This is a genomic window from Georgenia sp. Marseille-Q6866, assembly GCF_965111665.1.
In genome coordinates, this window is record NZ_CBCOOR010000013.1 from 58,454 (window position 1) to 76,954 (window position 18,501).

Annotated in this window: 15 protein-coding genes; 1 reads left to right on the top strand and 14 read right to left on the bottom strand. The window is 71.2% G+C overall.

Translation table 11 applies throughout. The annotated features are described in order from the left end of the window. Positions 1–45: 45 nt before the first annotated feature. On the bottom strand, positions 46–945 hold the full coding sequence (locus ACWPXV_RS12050; protein ID WP_454085500.1) for a tRNA pseudouridine synthase A: 900 nt from the start codon (positions 943–945) through the stop codon (positions 46–48). 18 nt (positions 946–963) lie between these two features. Here ACWPXV_RS12050 and ACWPXV_RS12055 point away from each other — a divergent pair, with 18 nt between their 5' ends. Beyond that, positions 964–1,761 (top strand): ROK family protein, encoded by a 798-nt coding sequence (locus tag ACWPXV_RS12055; RefSeq protein WP_454085455.1) that lies wholly within the window; start codon positions 964–966, stop codon positions 1,759–1,761. Here ACWPXV_RS12055 and ACWPXV_RS12060 read toward each other — a convergent pair. From ACWPXV_RS12060 to ACWPXV_RS12120, 13 genes are all read right to left on the bottom strand, one after another. Beyond that, entirely contained in the window at positions 1,739–2,476 is a 738-nt protein-coding gene (locus ACWPXV_RS12060) for an alpha/beta fold hydrolase (protein ID WP_454085456.1), read from the bottom strand. The genes ACWPXV_RS12055 and ACWPXV_RS12060 overlap by 23 nt on opposite strands. 169 nt (positions 2,477–2,645) lie before the next feature. Continuing rightward, on the bottom strand, positions 2,646–3,263 hold the full coding sequence (gene rplQ / locus ACWPXV_RS12065) for a 50S ribosomal protein L17 (protein ID WP_454085457.1): 618 nt from the start codon (positions 3,261–3,263) through the stop codon (positions 2,646–2,648). Positions 3,264–3,293: 30 nt separating this feature from the next. After that, positions 3,294–4,310 carry a DNA-directed RNA polymerase subunit alpha gene (locus ACWPXV_RS12070; RefSeq protein WP_454085458.1) on the bottom strand — a complete coding sequence of 339 codons (1,017 nt, stop codon included), beginning with the start codon at positions 4,308–4,310 and terminating at the stop codon, positions 3,294–3,296. Positions 4,311–4,446: 136 nt separating this feature from the next. Then, positions 4,447–4,854: a 30S ribosomal protein S11 gene (gene rpsK / locus ACWPXV_RS12075; protein ID WP_152187683.1), complete on the bottom strand. Its 408-nt coding sequence runs from the start codon at positions 4,852–4,854 to the stop codon at positions 4,447–4,449. A gap of 73 nt (positions 4,855–4,927) precedes the next feature. Continuing rightward, a complete protein-coding gene (rpsM, locus tag ACWPXV_RS12080) occupies positions 4,928–5,302 on the bottom strand; it encodes a 30S ribosomal protein S13 (protein ID WP_110851946.1) in 375 nt (124 codons plus the stop codon). Between the two features lie 137 nt (positions 5,303–5,439). After that, positions 5,440–5,553, bottom strand: a complete 114-nt coding sequence (rpmJ, locus tag ACWPXV_RS12085; protein WP_110851912.1) for a 50S ribosomal protein L36 — start codon at positions 5,551–5,553, stop codon at positions 5,440–5,442. A 58-nt stretch (positions 5,554–5,611) separates the two neighbouring features. After that, a complete protein-coding gene (gene infA, locus ACWPXV_RS12090) occupies positions 5,612–5,833 on the bottom strand; it encodes a translation initiation factor IF-1 (RefSeq protein ID WP_110851913.1) in 222 nt (73 codons plus the stop codon). A gap of 564 nt (positions 5,834–6,397) precedes the next feature. Continuing rightward, positions 6,398–6,541 (bottom strand): hypothetical protein, encoded by a 144-nt coding sequence (locus ACWPXV_RS12095; RefSeq protein ID WP_454085459.1) that lies wholly within the window; start codon positions 6,539–6,541, stop codon positions 6,398–6,400. 526 nt (positions 6,542–7,067) lie between these two features. Continuing rightward, on the bottom strand, positions 7,068–14,108 hold the full coding sequence (locus tag ACWPXV_RS12100; protein ID WP_454085460.1) for a DUF7927 domain-containing protein: 7,041 nt from the start codon (positions 14,106–14,108) through the stop codon (positions 7,068–7,070). A 295-nt stretch (positions 14,109–14,403) separates the two neighbouring features. Further along, a complete protein-coding gene (gene lhgO / locus ACWPXV_RS12105) occupies positions 14,404–15,633 on the bottom strand; it encodes an L-2-hydroxyglutarate oxidase (RefSeq protein ID WP_454085461.1) in 1,230 nt (409 codons plus the stop codon). Continuing rightward, on the bottom strand, positions 15,630–16,937 hold the full coding sequence (locus tag ACWPXV_RS12110; protein WP_454085462.1) for an NAD(P)H-dependent oxidoreductase: 1,308 nt from the start codon (positions 16,935–16,937) through the stop codon (positions 15,630–15,632). The genes lhgO and ACWPXV_RS12110 overlap by 4 nt, the downstream gene beginning before the upstream one ends. After that, entirely contained in the window at positions 16,934–17,476 is a 543-nt protein-coding gene (rfbC, locus tag ACWPXV_RS12115) for a dTDP-4-dehydrorhamnose 3,5-epimerase (protein ID WP_454085463.1), read from the bottom strand. Before rfbC ends, ACWPXV_RS12110 begins: the two co-directional genes overlap by 4 nt. After that, positions 17,473–18,501 (bottom strand): NAD-dependent epimerase/dehydratase family protein, encoded by a 1,029-nt coding sequence (locus ACWPXV_RS12120; RefSeq protein ID WP_454085464.1) that lies wholly within the window; start codon positions 18,499–18,501, stop codon positions 17,473–17,475. The genes rfbC and ACWPXV_RS12120 overlap by 4 nt, the downstream gene beginning before the upstream one ends.

Here is an 18,501-nt window from a genome sequence, read left to right on the forward strand (position 1 = left end):
CCAGGCTGCCACCGCCCTCCGCGTGCCGCACGGGGAGAGGAGCGGCTACCGGGCGGGGAGGGTGCGGACGTTGCGTGCCTGCGCGGCCCGGGTGGCGAGCTCCTCGTCGGCGGGGTAGCCGACCTCCTCGAGGGTGAGCCCGTGGGCCGCGACGACGGTGACCCCGGGGTCCCGGCGCCCGGCAGCGAGGACCGCCGCGGGCCAGTCCACGGGCCGGCGTCCCTCCCCCACGGCGAGGCTCGCGCCGACGAGCGCGCGCACCATGGAGTGGCAGAAGGCGTCCGCGCGGACCGTCGCGACGACCAGCCCGTCGGCCCGCCGCTCCCAGCGCAGCTCCTCGAGGGTGCGGATCGTCGTGGCCCCCTCGCGAGGCTTGCAGTACGCGGCGAAGTCGTGCTCCCCGCGCAGCCACTGGGCGGCGACGTCCATGGCGTCGACGTCGAGCGGGCGCCCGTGCCACAGGACGTCACGGCGCCGCAGCGGGTCGCGGGCCGCCGGGGTGTCGGCCACCCGGTAGACGTAGCGCCGCCACACGGCGGAGAAGCGGGCGTCGAAGCCGGGCGGCGCGACCCGCACACCGTGGACGACGACGTCACCCGCCCCGCGGGGGCGCGCGTCCCGGCCGAGGACGCCGGCGAGGCGGGAGACGAGGGCCTCCTCGGGCGGACGCTCGCTGCGCCCGGGCACCGCCCGCCACGCGGCGGCGGGCACGTCGAGGTGGGCGACCTGGCCGCGCGCGTGCACCCCGGCGTCGGTGCGCCCGGCGACCGTCAGCCGCGCGGGCGCCGGCAGGCGCAGGACGGTGGTCAGTGCCTCCTCCACGGTCCCCTGGACGGTCCGCAGACCGGGCTGGGTGGCCCACCCGGCGAAGTCCGTGCCGTCGTAGCGGAGGTCCAGCCGTAGGCGGACCGTCTCGTCCTCGGGGGCAGCGCTCACGCCTCGCAGGCTAGTACCGTCCCCCGGGTGGACCCCCTGAGCACCGCGCGCCGCGGCCCGACCACGCTCGCCGTCGACTGCGGGGGCGGCGGGATCAAGGCCTCGGTGCTCGACGCGGCCGGCACGATGCACGCCCAGCCGGTCAGGGCCGCTACGCCCTACCCGTTGCCCCCGCAGCGGCTCGTCGACACGATCCGGTCCCTGGCCGACCAGCTGCCGCCCGCCGAGCGCGCCACCGTCGGGATCCCCGGGATGATCCGGCACGGCGTCGTCGTCACGACCCCGCACTACGTCACGCGCGCCGGTCCCAGGACCAAGGTGCTGCCCGACCTCGTCGAGGCGTGGGAGAACCTCGACCTCCAGGAGGCCCTGAGTGCCGAGCTCGGCATGCCGGTGCTGCTCCTCAACGACGCGGAGGTGCACGGTGCGGGCGTCGTCGCCGGGGCCGGGCTCGAGCTCGTCGTCACCCTCGGCACGGGCCTGGGCAACGCCCTGTTCGACGGCGGCCGGCTGGCTCCGCACCTCGAGCTCTCGCGGGCACAGGCCCGGTGGGGCCTCACCTACGACGAGTACATCGGGGAGCACGAGCGGCTGCGGCTGGGCGACGCGATGTGGTCGCGGCGGGTGCGGCAGGTCGTCGACTCCCTGCGCCCGGTGGTCCTGTGGGACCGGCTCTACCTCGGTGGCGGCAACTCGCGCCGCATCACCGGTCCGACCCTGGACCGGCTGGGCGACGACGTCGTCATCGTCCCCAACAGCGCAGGGATCGTCGGCGGGGTGCGGGCCTGGGAGCTGGGCGGGATCACGCCGAGCGGGCGGTCCTGACCGACCCGGGTGCGACCTCCTCGACGAGGTCGAGCATGATCTGGCTGAACTCCTCGGGGCGCACGAGCGAGACGAGGTGGGTGGCCCCGGGAACGATCTCCAGGCGCCCGTCGCGACAGGCGGCGAGGAAGCGCCGCTCCTGGGTGCGGAAGTGGTCCCAGCGGCCGTTGACGAGCCGCACGGGCGCGTCGATGGCGCGCAGGTCGGCGATCGGGTCGAGGCCGCCGACGGCGGCGAGCGCCGCGTCCATCACCCCGAGCTCCATGCCGCCGTCGTGGAGGTCCGCGAGCGCCGCGGGCGGCAGGGCCACCCGGGCGAGGGTGTCGTTGAGCCACCGGCCGCCGTCGGGCAGGCGCGCGATGAGCGCGGCGACCCGCCGGTAGGCGGCCAGGCCGGGGCCGCGCGGCTGCGTGGAGCACCCCGCCGCCAGCACGCCTGCCACCCGCTGCTCGGTCCGTGCCGCCCAGTGCAGGGTGAGGTAGCCGCCGAGGGACAGGCCCACGACGACGACGGGACTGCCGACCGAGCGAGCCGCCTCCTCTACCGCCTCCACGGCGCCGTCGAGCGTGAAGGTCTCCCCCGCGCGCTCGCCGTGGCCGGGCAGGTTCGGGGCGAGTGCCGGTACCCCGGCCTCCTCGAGCGCGGCGAGCTGGGGGCGCCACATCGTGCGCGAGGCGCGGATGCCTTGGACGAGGACGACCGTGGGTTGTTCCATGGCACAACCGTGCCACCAGACGTCTGCCCGGGCTCTACTCCCGTCGCACCCTGCCGTCGTGGGTGCACGCGAGGCCCCACACCCGGGTGAGGGTGAGGGGCCTCGCGACTCGTCGGGGTGACCTCGTGGGTTCCCCGAGCAGGTGGACCGGCAGGGCGCCGGTCGTCAGTCAGCCGCGCGGATTGGCGTGCCCCGTGGGGGACTCGTCGGCCTGCGCGTCGGTGGCGGCGTCGGTCGCAGCCTGGGCGGAGGACTCCGCGGCGGCCTGCTGGGCCTCCTGCGTCTCCTCAGCCTTGGCGTCCTCGACGGCGTCGGCGGCCTCGTCGGAGACGGTGGTCTCGGGGGCCTCGACGGCGGGCGTCGTGGCCTCCTTCGCGGCGCGCTCGACGGCCTTCTCGGCCTCACGGACGGTGGCCTGCTTGGGGCTCACCGGCTCCATGACGAGCTCGATGACCGCCATGGGGGCGTTGTCGCCCTTGCGGGGAGCGGTCTTGGTGATCCGGGTGTAGCCACCCTGACGCTCGGCCATGGCCGGCGCGATCTCCGTGAAGAGATCGTGGACGACGCTCTTGTCGCGGATGGTGGCCAGCACGCGGCGGCGGGCGTGCAGGTCGCCACGCTTGGCGTGCGTGATGAGGCGCTCGACGACCGGGCGCAGGCGCTTGGCGCGGTGCTCCGTCGTCGTGATGGCGCGGTGCTCGAGCAGCGCAGTGGCGAGGTTCGCAAGCATGTGGCGCTCGTGAGCCGGGCTGCCACCAAGACGGGGGCCCTTAGCGGGAGTGGGCATGATCTCTCCTGTTGTGAATCGTTGGTGGCGTCAGTCGCGCGCGTCGTCGCTGAACTCGACGTCGCCCTCGTAGTCCGACTCGTCGTCGACCTGCGAGATGTCGAAGTCGACCGGGCTGTCCTTGAGACCGAGGCCCAGAGCGGCCAGCTTCTCGCGGATCTCGCCGATCGACTTCGAACCGAAGTTACGGATGTCGAGCAGGTCGGCCTCGCTGCGGGCGACGAGCTCGCCCACGGAGTGGATGCCCTCGCGCTTGAGGCAGTTGTACGAGCGCGACTGCAGCCCGAGCTCCTCGATCGGCAGGGCAAGGTCCGCGGCGAGGGCGGCGTCGGTCGGCGAGGGGCCGATCTCGATGCCCTCGGCCTCGACGTTGAGTTCACGGGCCAGGCCGAAGAGCTCGACGAGCGTCTTACCGGCGGAGGCGAGCGCGTCCCGCGGGGTGATCGCGTTCTTCGTCTCGACGTCGACGATGAGGCGGTCGAAGTCGGTCCGCTGCTCGACACGCGTGGCCTCGACCTTGTAGGTCACCTTGAGGACCGGGGAGTAGATCGAGTCGACCGGCACGCGGCCGATCTCCGAGTCGAAGCTCTTGTTCTGGCTCGCCGAGACGTAGCCGCGGCCACGCTCGACGGTCAGCTCGACCTCGAGCTTGCCCTTGGCGTTGATGGTCGCCAGGTGCAGGTCCGGGTTGTGGACCTCGACGCCGGCCGGCGGGGTGATGTCACCGGCGGTGACGACGCCCGGGCCCTGCTTGCGCAGGTACATCACGACGGGCTCGTCGTGCTCCGAGGAGACGACGATGCTCTTGACGTTGAGGATGATCTCGGTGACGTCCTCCTTCACGCCCGGGACGGTCGTGAACTCGTGGAGGACACCGTCGATCCGGATGCTCGTGACGGCAGCGCCGGGGATCGAGGAGAGCAGGGTGCGACGCAGGGAGTTGCCGAGGGTGTAGCCGAAGCCGGGCTCGAGCGGCTCGATGGCGAACCGGGAGCGCTGAGGGCTGACGACCTCTTCGGTCAGGGTGGGGCGCTGTGCGATGAGCACGATGTGTTCCTTTCAGCAGGCATCCGCTATATGACGCCGTGCAGGGCACCCGCCGGGCATCGGTCCGACCGGCGGGAGGGTGAGACGGGGTCTCATGCTGCACGCCGCCCCGTGGGGGCGGCGTGCAGCGTGGGACTCAGACGCGGCGGCGCTTGGGGGGGCGGCAGCCGTTGTGGGCCTGGGGGGTGACGTCCTGGATCGAGCCCACCTCGAGGCCGGCGGCCGTGAGGGAGCGGATCGCGGTCTCACGGCCGGAGCCGGGACCCTTGACGAAGACGTCGACCTTCTTCATGCCGTGCTCCTGGGCGCGGCGAGCCGCGGCCTCCGCAGCCATCTGGGCGGCGAAGGGCGTCGACTTGCGCGAGCCCTTGAAGCCGACCTGGCCCGAGGAGGCCCAGGCGATAACGGCGCCGCTGGGGTCGGTGAGCGTGACGATCGTGTTGTTGAACGTGCTCTTGATGTACGCGTGGCCGTGCGTGACGTTCTTGCGCTGATTCCGGCGCGGCTTGCGGGCCGTGGACGCCGAGCGGGTCTTGGGGGGCATGCGGTGCTTCTCTCCTGGTCGTCGGACCGGTGGCAGTCGGCGCGGTGAGCGCCGGGACGTGCGACCGGACTACTTAGCGGGCCTTCTTCTTGCCGGCCACGGTGCGCTTGGGACCCTTGCGGGTACGCGCGTTGGTCTTCGTGCGCTGGCCGCGGACCGGCAGCCCACGACGGTGACGCAGGCCCTGGTACGAGCCGATCTCCACCTTGCGGCGGATGTCGGCCTGGACCTCACGGCGCAGGTCTCCTTCGACCTTGAAGCTGCCCTCGATGTAGTCACGGAGAGCGACCAGGTCGCTGTCGGTCATGTCCTTGACGCGAAGGTCAGGGCTGACGCCCGTCGCCTCGAGCGCCTGCTTGGCGCGGGTGCGCCCGACGCCGTAGATGTAGGTGAGCGCGATCTCGAGCCGCTTTTCGCGGGGGAGGTCGACGCCGACGAGTCGTGCCAACTTGTGCTCCTTGTGCTGCTCGGAGGTCTTCCGCACCACCTTCCCGTCCGAGCCGGACGGGCCCCGGCCTCCGAGCCGGGGGTTGCTCCGTGGGAGCTAGTGATGCGTTTGGCGGCAGGGTTGCCGCCGTCGTCAGATCAGCCCTGACGCTGCTTGTGACGAAGGTTGGTGCAGATCACCATCACGCGGCCGTGACGACGGATGACCTTGCAGTTGTCGCAGATCTTCTTGACGCTGGGCTTGACCTTCATGGCATTCCTCCGCCGCCGCGCCGGTGCACGGGGCACCGCGACGGCGATTGTCGAGTGGTTACTTGTAGCGGTAGACGATGCGACCCCGGGTGAGGTCGTACGGGCTCAGCTCAACGACGACCCGGTCCTCGGGGAGGATCCGGATGTAGTTCTGACGCATCTTGCCCGAGATGTGTGCGAGCACCTTGTGGCCGTTGCTCAGCTCCACCCGGAACATCGCGTTGGGCAGCGCTTCGACAACGCTGCCCTCGATCTCGATGACGCCGTCCTTCTTCGCCATATCCTCCGCTAACTCTTCTCTCCTGCATGGCCACCGTCGTACTACGACGCCGGCGGGGCGTACCGTGGAACACGCCCGTCCCCCAGGTTCCAGGCAGGGAAGTGGCAGGCACGCTCGTCCAGCGCTCCATCATACGACATGACGCCTGGTGCCGCGTGCATGACCTCCCTCACAGGTGGGGCACGGACGGGGCCGTCCGAGGACGGCCCCGCCCGGCTGGGGAGGCGGGTCGCGCGGCTCGCCCCCGAGACCGATCACAAGCACCGGGGATTCGCGCGACCCTGCCTCACCCTTCACCCCGACCGGTCGGGCAAGACCGGCCGGGGTGGTCTAGTGGCCGAGCGACTGCCCGGCGGTTGCGGTCCGGCGGCGGCCGGCACGCAGCGGACGGCAGTCGTCCCGCTCAGCGCGGCGCCGGAAGGAGGCCGCGGGTGCGGCGCCGGTTGTCGGCGTCGGGACTGCGACGGTCGTGTCCACGGTGCTCCTTCCTCAGGGCGTCTCGGGTGTGGATGGAGGGAGGTGGGGGCACGCCGGGCGGTGCGTGCCCCCACCGTTCGGGGCCGCTCAGGGGCGGCTATTGGCACGCAGCTGCGTGAGCGTGACGTGAAGCTCCTCGAGCTCGGCCTGGGAGAGGCCCTGCAGGCCCTGCCCGGTGACGTCCCTGTGGAAGGTCCGCCCCGCCCAGCCGGTTGAGGCTTGGCACCTCATGGTGTGGCGCTCCGCCCGTGATCGATGCACAGGGAGAGCACACCACCCCCGGACCACGAATCCCGACGCGTCAGCGGCTGACCGGGAGGGGACGTGGCCGCCGGCTTCGGGCTAGCCCCTCGGGCACCAGTCGGCGGGAGGGCGACCACGGACGTCGATGGGCGCCGCAGATCCCGCGGACTCCTGCGAAAGTCGGAGAGGTGACCCCTTCTTTGGGACGGCTCACCCCCTCTCACCCTGTCCGGTCAGCCAGCCGTCCGCGGAGACCTCCGCGCGCCGGACCCCAACGGACGTCGCCGACCCCGCACGTGCGGGGTCGGGACGCGCGAACGGGGCCGTCCAGGGGACGGCCCCGTTCGCCGGCCACCGGGCCGGTGCGGGCCTCGAGCTCGGCGCCGATCACAAACGCCGTGCGGAGGGTCGCTGGCCGTAGGGGCCGCCCGCGTCCCCACCGGCCGGGCGGTGCCGATGGGGCGCGGTGCGCGGGGGTTCCGGCTGGGTCATCGGCCGGGAACCGAGGAGCGGCTCATGCCTCCTTCCGGCGCCTGGAGGTGGCAAGGCTCAGCCCACCCAGGGACACGAGCACCGCCAGCAGCGAGGCGCCGACGACCGCCGCACCGGTGGGCGGCAGCCCCGGCGTGCGCGGCGGGGTGATGTGCGTCGTCGTGCACTCGATGCAGAGGGGCGGCGGGGTCCCGTCACCGGTGACGACGTTGAGCAGCCGCACGTTCCAGGCGTCGTCGTCGACGATCACCCGGTAGGTGAGGGTGGCCGTCTCGCTCAGGCGCGGGACGTCCCACACGAGGTCGTCACCGTCCCAGTCGACGCTGCCCACGCTCGCCTCGATCGCGCCGGTGGTACGGGCGTGCTCGAGGACGTCGGACAGGTCGTCGGTGATCGTCAGGTCCGTCGGGTCCACGTCACCGGTCGGGGAGGCGGTCAGCGTGTAGGTGATCGTGTCACCCGGGTCGACCGTGCTGCCCGACACGGGGTCCGAGCTCTTCGTCAACGTCCAGGCCGGGTCCCCGATCGGGCCGCAATCCTCGGCGACGATCGTGTCGTTTCCGGTGGTGAGCACGGCGCGGTTGAAGAACCCGCGGCCGGGGCCCTCGGGGCCGCAGACGAGGTTCTCGTCCGGGATGTCGGCACCGACCTCGACGACGAAGGTCACCTCGTAGCGCTGCACCTCGCCGGCCTCGATGGCCACGAGCTCGAGGATCGGCCCCTCACCGTCCCACTCGAGGTTCTCAGGGTTCTCCGAGTCGGTGACGTCCCACGCCTCCTGGTCCAGGATCGTCACGCCCTCGGCGAAGCGCGGGGCGTCGTCGAGCCGGTAGTACTTGCGCGCGGGGCTGTGGGAGTTGTCCACGGCCAGCGTGTAGCTGACCTCCCACGTGCCGTCGTCCAGCTCGACCGCCGAGTCGAAGATCTTCTCGAGCCGCTCGAGGGTGGGCGGAAGGCAGTCGCGGTCGGTGCTGTCCTCGCCGTCGACGGTAAGGGTGGCGGCGTTGAGGAACCCGCCCCCGTCGGTGCCGTCCTCACCGGTGCACTGCCCGGCCTCCGTGCCGACGACCCCTGCGGCGACGTCGGCGACGACGGTGACGACGTAGGTGTCGCTGCCACCGGCCGCGAGGGTGCGGTCGGTCGCGAGGGTCACGGTGAGCTCGTCGGGCAGGTCGGTCCACTCCCCTGCGACGTCCGAGCCCTCGAGGGTCCACGTCGCGCTGAGCGGCGTGATGCCCTCGCCGTACTCGAGGGTGTCGGTGAGGTCGTAGACCCCGGCCATCGACGAGGCGTTGGCGGCCACGACCTCGTACACGACCTGCCAGGTGCCGTCGGGCAGCTGGTCCGCGGAGACGGCGGTCTTGTCCACAGACAGCTCCGGCTCGGGGATCGGCACGCAGGCGTCGTCGTCGTACTCGTCGTCGCCGGACTCGATGGTCACCTCGTTGAAGAGGCCCTGACCGCCGGTCGAGCCGTCGTCGTCGCACTCGCGCACGTCCTCGTCCACGGCGACCTCGCTAAGGTCGATGGTGACGGTGACGATGTACGTGTGCGTGGTGGCCGCGGGCAGCGTCACGCCGGTGACGATCTCCGTCTCCTCGACGCCGTCCCAGTCGGGGTAGGTGGTGCCGTCGCGCTCGACCGCCGCGTCGAGGATGTCGACTCCCTCGGCGAACCCGGTGAGGTCGTCGGACAGGTCGTAGCTGACGGCCTGGTCCTCGTCGAGGTTGGCCACGGCGATCGTGTACGTGACGTCCCACGTGCCGTCGTCGTTCGCCACCAGGTCACGGGCCGTCTTCTCGACGGTCGGGGCGACCGGCACGTCACAGGCACGGTCGACTTCCGTGGAGCCGTGGGCGGTGAGGGTGACGGCGTTGAGGAAGCCGCCGCCCTCACTCAGCTCCTCGTCGTCGCACAGCCCGGCCTCGGTACCGACGACGCCGGTGGCGACGGCGGCGGTGACGGTGACGACGTAGGTGTCGCTGTCACCACCGGCCAGCGGCCGGTCGTTAGCCAGGGTCGCGGTGGGCTCGTCGGGCAGGTCGCCCCACGCCCCCACGACGTCCGTGCCCTCGAGCGCCCACCCCGCGGTCAGCGGCGTGATGCCCTCGCCGTACTCGAGGGTGTCGGTGAGGTCGTAGACCCCGCCGACGCTCGAGTCGTTGGAGGCCACCACCGCGTAGACGACTGTCCAGGTGCCGTCGGCAAGCTGGTCGGCGGACACGGCCGTCTTGTCGACCGTGATCTCGGGGTCGGGGACCGGGATGCACGCCTCGTCGTCGTACTCGTCGTTGCCCGAGACGATGGTCGCCTCGTTGAACAGGCCGTGCCCGGCGTCCGAACCGTTCACGCCGCACTCCCTGAGCCCCGTGTCACCAGGGTCGGTCACCTCGGAGAGGTCGACCGTCACGGTGACGGCGTAGACGTGCGTCGTGCTCGGGGGCAGTGCCACACCAGTGACGACGACCGTCTGGGTGACGCCGTCCCAGTCGGGGTAGCTGGTGCCATCGCGCTCGATCGACGCGTCGAGGATGTCGACTCCCTCGATGAAGTCGAACTCGTCGGACAGGTCGTAGCTGACGGTCTGGTCGTCGCTGGCGTTGACGACGACGATCGAGTACGTGGCCCGCCACGTGCCGTCGTCGTTCGCGACGAGGTCACCGGGTGTCTTCTCGATCGTCGGGGCCGCCGGCTCGGCGCACGCGCGGACGGTCTCGTCGTCGTCGAGCACGGCGAGGGTGGCGGCGTTGAGGAAGCCGCCGCCCTCGCTCAGCTCCTCGTCGTCGCACAGGCCGGCCTCGGTGCCGATGACGCCCGCGGCGACGTCGGCGGTGACGAGGACGACGTAGGTGTGCGTGGTGCCTGCGGCGATCTCGACATCGGTGGCCAGCACCGCCGTCGGGTTGTCCGCGACCGGCTCGGTCCAGGCGCCGCCGCCCGTCGGGTCGCCCTGCGGGAACCACAGCGCGCCGAGCGGAGTGATGCCGTCGCTGTACTCGAGGGTGTCACTCAGGCTGTAGACCTCGGTGAACGTCGAGTCGTTGACGACGTCGATCTCGTAGCGCACCAGCCAGCTGCCGTCGGGCAGCTGGTCAGCGCCCACCGCCGTCTTGGTGTGCTCGAGCGTCGAGACGCACAGCTCGGCCGTGGTCGAGTCCTCCGGGTCGTCCCCGGTCACCTCTACCCACGCGGTGTTGGTGAACTCGACGCACTCGCCGGGGACACCGGTGTGGGTGAGGTCGTACTCGAAGACGACCGGCGTGCCCTCGGCGTTCCACGTCGCGGTGCCCAGCGTGACCGGGTTCGCGGGGTCGGTCTGGTCGTCGACAACGTCGACGGTCGCGTCGGTCTCCTCGTCGAGGAGGAACTCGACGTCCGCCGTAGCCGTCGTGGCCTGCACGGCCCCGGCGGTGTCCGTCCACGTCACCGTAGCGGTGTTGGTGCCCTCATCCTCCGGCTCGGCGGTGAAGGTGCAGGAGTAGTCGAGCGTGACGGTGCCGGAGGCCGGGATGACGACGTCCTCGCCGTCCTCAACCACGCAGACCGCGCCGCCTCCGACGTCGACCACGTCGGTCACGGACACCGTGACCGGGGCAAAGTCGTTGGGGTTGGCCACCGTGACGGTGCCGTCGAGCTCCCAGCCGCTGTCGCCGAAGCCAGCGGGGACGGCGGAGACGACGTAGCCGAAGACGGCCTCACCGGTTCCCTCGTCGACGACCACCGAGGTCTGGTCCACGGACTTCTCGACCTGCCAGAGGTACTGCCGGTCGACGGACGCGTCGGCCGTCTTGGCCACGGTCGGCGGGGCCTGCTCACAGACGGTGACGGTCTCGTCGGCCGACTGCTGGGTCTGGTCGATCCACGCGGTGTTGGTGAGCTCGACGCACGTGCCGGGAACTCCCTCGTGCACCAGCGAGTAGGTGAAGACCGTGGGCGTGCCCTCGGCGTTCCACGTCGCGGGGCCGAGGCCGACCGGGTTGGCCGGGTCGGTCTGGTCGTCGACGACGTCGATGGTCGCGTTGACCGGGGTCTCGCTCCAGTCGGTGGGCTCGATGTCGACGGTGCCGGTGGCCGAGCTGCTCGGGGTGGGCACCGTGTCCGCCCAGGTGGCGGTCGCGGTGTTGGTGCCCGAGTAGGCCGGCTGGGTGACGAAGGTGCACGTGTAACTGAGGTCGACGGTGCCGCCCGCGGCAACGACCACTCCCGTGCCGCCGGCCACGGTGCACAGCGCACCGCCGCCGACATCGACGGTATCGGTGACGTTGGCGGTGATGTCGAGCCACTCGTTCGGGTTGGTCACCGTGACGGTGCCCTGCATCGCCCAGCTGCCGTCACTGCTGCCGGTGGGCGTCGCGGTCACGGTGTAGCCGACCGTGGCGGTCCCGGTGTCGGGGTCGGCCGTCCACGTCGTGCCGTCGGCGTCCTTGTCGATCTCCCAGAGGTAGGTCCGGTCGAAGCCCAGGACGACGTTCTTCTCCACCTCGAGATCGAGGCCGGCGCAGACCGTGACGACCTCGGTGCTCGACTGGTTGACGGCCAGCGGCGCTATGCCGGGGCCGACGGCCATCGGTGCGAAGGCCGGGCCCGTGAGGTTGGTGATCGTCGCCGTGTTGTCGTAGACGACGCACTGCCCCGGCACGCTGGGCCAGGTGATGTCGTAGGTGAAGACGGTCTCGCCGTCGGCCGCCGTGACGACGTTGCCGATCTGCAGGCCGCCGTCGTCGTAGTCGGTGAGGTCGATCTCGGAGTCGGTGACGACGACCGACCCGTCGGTCACCGAGATGGCGGTGTCGGCGGCAGCGAAGTCGAACCCGGCCGTCGCCGACGCGGTACCGCTGGTACCGAGGTACTCGGCGGCGTCCCAGGTGACGGTCGCGGTATTCGTCCCGGCGGTGTCCGCGTCAGCGCCATCGAGGTCGCAGGTGTAGCTCAGGGTGAGCGAGTCGCCCGCGGCGATGGTGACGTCGGTACCTCCCGGGACGGTGCACACCGCGCCGGGGATGACGTCGATGACGTCGACGCCCGTGAAGGCGACGTCGTCGTTCGGGTTCGTCACCGTGATCTCGCCCGTGACCTCGAAGCCGGAGTCGAGGGGACCGCTGGGCGTGACCGTGACGTCGTAGGTGAAGGTCGCGTCGGTGCCGGCCGGGACCTCCTGGCGGTCGGAGCCCTGGACGAGCTTCTCGATGTCCCAGTCGTAGTCGCGGTCGAAGCCCGGCACTGCGGTCTTCGTCACGGTGAGGTCGTCGTAGGTCGGGGGCAGCTCGGCATTGCGGACGGTACAGCTGACGACGTCCGCGGCCGGTACGTCGACCGTGAAGCCGAGCGCCCCGGCGTTGACCACCGGCACGCCGGCGCCGGTGGTGGTGTCGGTGCAGACGGCGTTCAGTCCGCCGACCGGGCTCAGCGCGTAGCCCTCCTGCTGAGTCTCGGTGACGGTCACCGCCTGGGTGAAGACGTCCTCGGGATAGGAGACCTCGAAGTTGACCGCACTGGTCTCGTCCGTGGTGGCGGAGGTGGGCGTGACGCCCGCGGTGGCGGTGGTGAAGGTCCAGCCCGCACCGCCGTCGGTGACGGTGCCGTCGAGGCCCGCGACCTCCTTGACGACCGTCAGGGTGCCCGCGCAGTTGGCCGTCGCGATGGCCTCGAGCGTCTCGGCGAGCTCGGCGAACTGCGTGACGAAGTAGTCCTCGCCCGCCGTGGGGCCGGACACCAGCGGGATGCGGATGCCGGCACCCGGAAGCGTGGCGTCGGGCCCGATGCCGACGAGCACGACCTGCGCCCCGGTCGCCTTGACGGCGTTGGCGGAGAGGATCGCCTCGTTGACCTCACGGATGTTGGTCGTGCTGCCGGTCCCGAAGGCGTTGCGGTGGAAGGTGGGCGCTCCGTCGGTGAGGAAGAGGACGACGTCGTACTGCTCGCCCGCCTCCGCAACCTGGGCGAAGCCACGGTCCCAGTTGGTGCCGCCGTCGTTGTTGTCGGGCGTGGCGGTGAAGCCGTCGATCCGGGTGGTCAGCGCGGAGGCGCTGTCCGCCGTGGCGACTGAGGTCAGCGACATGCCGGCGTTGCTCGGCCCGTCGGCCGGGGCGTTCGTGGCGAAGGTGTGCAGCGCCACGCGCGACGGCGTCCCGGTGAGGGCGTCGACGAAGCTCGTCGCCGCGTCCTTGTACTGCGCCAGCAGCGCTGAGGAGTCGGTGACCGAGTTCGACAGGTCCGTGACCATCGCCATGTCCAGGCCACACTGCGGCGGAGCCGTCGGGTTGGGGCGCACGCTCGCCCACACCGGGTCCGGCGCCGTGCCGGAGATCTGCATGGGCAGCAGCCGTGTGCGCTCCGCCACCGTGCCGGAGCTCTCGATGCCGGGCCGCGTCGAGAAGCGGTAGTTGGTGCCGGCCGCCCACTGCTCGGGGATGATCCAGCCCTCCGGAGCACCCGTCTGGACGGCGTAGAAGTAGTTGGTCCCGGGGCTCAGGTCGACGAAGACGCCGCACTCACCGTTCGCGTCGGTGGTGCACTCCTCACCGGTCGGTGTGCCACCGGCGAGGTTGTCGGGCGAGTCCGTCGCGAAGAACTCGAAGGTGGCGCCCTCCAGGGGGGCCACCTCGCTGCTCGTGGGACCGAACCCGGTACGGTCACCGCCTGCCCGGATAATGATCTTCGCCTCGTCCGGCCCGGGGTCGTCCGGCGGGACGAACAGCGGAGTGACGTCCAGGTCCTCCGCTGCGGGAGCCGGCTGCTCCGCATTCTCCGCACTCTCCTCGCCACCCGGTGCCGCGGCGGGTGCCTCGCCCTCCGCGGCGTCACCGTCCTCGACGGCTTCATCCTCCGCAGTGTCAGCGTCCTCGGAGGTTTCGCCCTCCACTGCGACTTCACCGTCGGTGACCACGTCGTCGGCGGCGGCGCCCTCCGCCTGCTCGTTCGTGGGCGCCTCCACCGCCGCCTCGTCGGTGACCATCTCCTCCAGGAGCGCGGCGACCTCGGCGTCGTCCGGCGGTGCGGCGAGCGACGCCGTCCCGCTGACGACGAGCGCGAGGCTCGTGAGGCCGACGAGAAGGCCGCGCAACCTGCGGCGCCACTGTGGATGGGAACGGGAACGGTGGGCTCGACTAGGCATGACAGTGCTCCTTGTGATCGGTAGGGCGCTGTCAGCCCACCACCGGCGCCTGCGTGGGCATAGAGGCCTCTCGGGTGATCGACGGTTGACCCCCTGGGGTCCGGCGGGTGAGCCAAATCGGACAATTCGGACACCGCAGCGAAGGCGACCGCCGGGGTCGACGGCGCCGCCCTCGATCCGGACGGGCCGATGTCCGGCCGGCTGGCACCGCGCCGCGCACGTCGATCCGCCGGGCGTACCCGGGTCAGGCCTTCTGCGTGACCCGGTCGGCGATCAGCGCACCGATCGGCAGGGCGGAGGTCGCCGCGGGCGACGGCGCGTTGAGCACGTGCACCGTCCGGTCGGTGCTGAGCACCATGAAGTCCTCGACCATCGAGCCGTCGGCGCGCAGGGCCTGCGCCCGGATGCCTGCCTCCTGCGGCCCGAGGTCGGCCACGGTGAGGTCGGGGCAGTACTTGCGGACGAGCGAGAGGTAGCCCGGCTTGTACAGCGAGTTCCACTGCTCGGCGACGCCGCTGCGCACCTGGCGCCGGGCGAACTTCCAGAACCCCGAGAAGCCCAGGATGTCGGCCGCGTCCCGCCGGTCGACGGACAGCCGCGGGTAGCCCTCGCGGGACAGACCGAGCACAGCGTTCGGCCCGACCGTCACCCCACCGTCCATCATCAGGGTCAGGTGCACCCCGAGGAAGGGCAGCGACGGGTCCGGCACCGGGTAGATGAGCGTGCTGACGATGTCGGCGCGGAACGCGGGGAGCCGGTAGTACTCCCCACGGAACGGCACCATCCGCACGTCGGTCTGCACACCGGCAAGGCGGGCGAGGCGATCGGCCTGGATCCCCCCGCACACCACGAGACGCCGGCAACGGACCGGCTCGTCGGTGGCCTCCGACCCGTCGGACGGCTGCACGCCGATCCGGACCTCACTGGAGGACTCGGTGATGTCGGTGACCCGCACGCCCAGCCGGAGCTCGCCCCCGAGACGTTCGATCTGGGCGGCCATCGCACGACACACCTCGGTGTAGTCCACGATCCCGGTGTTCGGGGAGAAGAGTGCGCCGACACCGGTGACGTGGGGCTCCCGACGCCGCAGCTCGGCGGCGTCCAGACGCTCCAGGGCCAGCCCGTTGGCCGTGGCCCGCTCGTGCAGGACCTCCATCCGACTCAGCTCGGCGTCGTCGGTGGCGACGATCAGCTTGCCGGTGTCCCGGTAGGCAATGCCGTGCTCGTCACAGAACTCGCGGGTGGCCCGGGCACCGGCGGCGCACAGCCGCGCCTTGAGCGACCCGGGCGCGTAGTAGACACCGGCATGGATGACGCCGCTGTTGTGCCCTGTCTGGTGCCGAGCGACGTCGTCCTCCTTCTCCAGCACCAGCAGGCTGAGGCCGGGACTGCGCTGCAGCAACGTCATCGCCGTCGAGAGGCCGACGATGCCGCCACCGACGACGACGACGTCGTAGGGCGAGGAGCCGCTCATCGCGCGGCTTGGGCGAGGAGCTCGTCGACCTCGGCCCGCAGCTCGTCGGCGAGGCGGCCCTCGGGCACCGTGACGTCGTCGTACCCGATGACCTCGTCCTTCGCGACGTCCCGGACCAGGACGCAGCCCTCGGCCAGCCCAACCGGCAGCAGCCGGTCGCGGTGGACGACTCGCGAGCTCTCGCACTCGCCGTAGTAGGTGTAGCCACCGAGGGCATCGAGGGTCTCGCCCGCCTTCAGGTCACGCTTGGCGACCGTCACGACGTCGACGTGGGGCGGGCCCGGCAGCGGCTTGATGGTGGCGTCCCCGAGCAGCGCCGCCCGCGCGATCGTGTCGGGAACCTCGAAGTGGCACAGGTGGTACGGGGTGTAGAAGCTGTAGAGCGGCCCCTCCCCGAGCTTGTAGAGGTTGAGGTAGTGGCGCTGTCTGGGGTCGTCGTGCTCGGCCAGCACGTAGACGCCCGGACCGGGCTTCGCCCCGACGACGTAGTCGACGGCGCCGCCCAGACGCCGCAGCTCCTCCACGTCGTAGGCCTCGGTCAGCTCGTCGACATGGCCACGGTGCTCCCGCTGGAGCAGTCCTCGCCGGTGCACCGAGAAGCCGGCGGCGTTGGCCACCAGCGCTTGCTCCACCGACACCTTGGTGCCGTCGGCGAAGCTGGTGACCATGTGCGGGTCCTGACCCCACTGACGCGCGAAGCCTTCCTGGGTGGTCGGCGTGCGGTAGGGGTCCTGCAGGCCCTTGACGTTCCCGGCGACGAGGGGGCGCATGCCCAGCCCGCGGACGAACCGGAGCAGGTTCATCTGCACGCCCGGCTGGTCGCCGTCACACCCCGTGTAGACCAGGCCGGCCGCCTCGAACCTCGGGTTGAGGGCCGCGCCCACGGTGGCGTCGACCTCAGCGTTCATCAGCACGAGGTGCTTGCCGCCCGCGAGCGCCGCCAGCGCCAGGTGGCACCCGAACTCGACAGCGCCCGTGCAGTCGACCACCACGTCCACGCAGGCCGCCTCGGTGAGGACCCCGATGCTGGTGGTCACCACGGTCGCGCCGTCGGCGACCTTCCGATCCACGTCCTGAGGCTCGTCGACCCGGACCACCCGGTCGCCGCTGAGCCCTGCCGAGGCGAGGGACTCCACCGCCTGCTCGGGACGCCGGGCGTAGACGACGGCGATCTCCATCCCCGGGACGGTGTTGGCGATGTGGTTGATGAGTCCGGTCGCCATGAAGCCGGAGCCGGCGATGCCCACGCGCACCGGGGCGCCCTCCTCGGCGCGCCGGGCCAGCAGGGTGTCGGTGACGATCACGACAGTGGCCGTCCGTCCCAGTCCGGCCAGCTCCGGTCCTTGTCCGAGATGACCGTCACCTCCAGCGGCCACCGCAGACCGAAGGCCGGGTCGTCGAAGCGCTGCCCCCGCTCACCCTCCGGGGCGTAAGGGCCGGAGACCTGGTAGAGCACCTCGGTGGCGTCGACGAGGGTCTGGTAGCCGTGAGCGACGTAGGGCGGCACCCACAGCGCCCGACGGTTGTCGGCGGTGAGCTCGACCATGGCGTGCTTCCCGAACGTGGGGCTGTCCTCGCGCAGGTCCAACGCCACGTCCACGATGGCCCCGCGAATGCATCGCACCAGCTTGCCCTCGGCGTGCGGCGGGATCTGCCGGTGCATCCCGCGCAAGGTGCCCGCCCGATGGTTGTACGAGAGGTTCGCCTGCACCACCTGCGTGTCCAGGCCCTGTGCGGCGAACTCCTCGGTGCAAAAGGTCCGGGCGAAGAAGCCGCGGTCGTCCGCGCGCTCCTCGAGCTCGACGACCATGCACCCCGCGACGTCCGTGGGCTCGAACCTCATACCGTCAGCTCCTTCCAGAAGAGCGACCCGTCGACCTGTCCGGTGTCGAGCAGGTGCTGGATCTGCTTGAGGCGGGTGTGCCCGCGCCCGTAGAACGTCTCGCGGTCCAGAGCAATCGCCGAGAACACGCCGTGCAGCTGACGGGCCCCGCGCGCGAGGTCCCAGTCGCACGTGAAGCCCAGCTCGTCGTGGATCCGGTCGAAGTTGACCCGGTAGGACCGGTTGTCCTGTCCCGGCGGTCCGAAGGACAGCTCGCAGCCCTCGAACTCGCGGGCCACGGTCTCGGCAATCTGGCGGACCGTGTAGTTGTTGTCGTTGCTCCCGACGTTGTAGACGCGGTCGTGCACCGTTGCGACGTCGGCGCCGAGCACGGTGCGGATCGCCTTGACGATGTCCAGGGCGTGGACCATGGGTCGCCACGGCGTCCCGTCGGAGGTCATCGCGATGTTCTTCTCCACCCAGGCCAGGCCGCTGAGGTTGTTGAGCACGATGTCGAAGCGCTGCCGAGGGGAGGCGCCGAACGCCGTGGCGTTGCGCAGCGAGGTGGGGTGGAAGCTGTCGTCGGCTAGTTCGTGCAGGTCCGACTCGGTGAGCGCCTTGCACTCGGCGTAGGCGGTCTGCGGGTCGATCGGCGAGGACTCGTCGACCCAGCCGTCGGCGACGCCGTACACCGAGCAGCTGCTCATGTAGACGAACCGCCCGACCCCGGCCTCCTTGGCGAGGCGCGCCACGTGCGCCGATCCCTTGTGGTTGATGTCGAAGGTGATCGGGCCCACCAGGTCGCCCGTCGGGTCGTTGGACAGCTCGGCCATTGCCACGACTGCATCGACCCCAGCCAGGTCGGCCACGGTCAGGTCGCGCATGTCCTTGTTGAGGGTCCGCGGGGTCGTGGGCAACCCGTTGTAGAGCCAGCCGTTCTTGAAGTAGCCGGTGTCGAGTCCGACGACCTCATGGCCGTCCGCCATCAGTGCAGGGGCCAGCAGGCACCCGAGGTACCCCTCCGTGCCGGTCACGAGGATCTTCAT

Bases quoted from the DNA above. Each gene is read 5' to 3' on its own strand.
- ACWPXV_RS12120 (WP_454085464.1), bottom strand. From the start codon at position 18,501: ATGAAGATCCTCGTGACCGGCACGGAGGGGTACCTCGGGTGCCTGCTG.
- ACWPXV_RS12060 (WP_454085456.1), bottom strand. From the start codon at position 2,476: ATGGAACAACCCACGGTCGTCCTCGTCCAAGGCATCCGCGCCTCGCGC.
- rplQ (WP_454085457.1), bottom strand. From the start codon at position 3,263: ATGCCCACTCCCGCTAAGGGCCCCCGTCTTGGTGGCAGCCCGGCTCAC.
- lhgO (WP_454085461.1), bottom strand. From the start codon at position 15,633: ATGAGCGGCTCCTCGCCCTACGACGTCGTCGTCGTCGGTGGCGGCATC.
- ACWPXV_RS12095 (WP_454085459.1), bottom strand. From the start codon at position 6,541: ATGAGGTGCCAAGCCTCAACCGGCTGGGCGGGGCGGACCTTCCACAGG.
- rpsK (WP_152187683.1), bottom strand. From the start codon at position 4,854: ATGCCCCCCAAGACCCGCTCGGCGTCCACGGCCCGCAAGCCGCGCCGG.
- rfbC (WP_454085463.1), bottom strand. From the start codon at position 17,476: ATGAGGTTCGAGCCCACGGACGTCGCGGGGTGCATGGTCGTCGAGCTC.
- infA (WP_110851913.1), bottom strand. From the start codon at position 5,833: ATGGCGAAGAAGGACGGCGTCATCGAGATCGAGGGCAGCGTTGTCGAA.
- rpmJ (WP_110851912.1), bottom strand. From the start codon at position 5,553: ATGAAGGTCAAGCCCAGCGTCAAGAAGATCTGCGACAACTGCAAGGTC.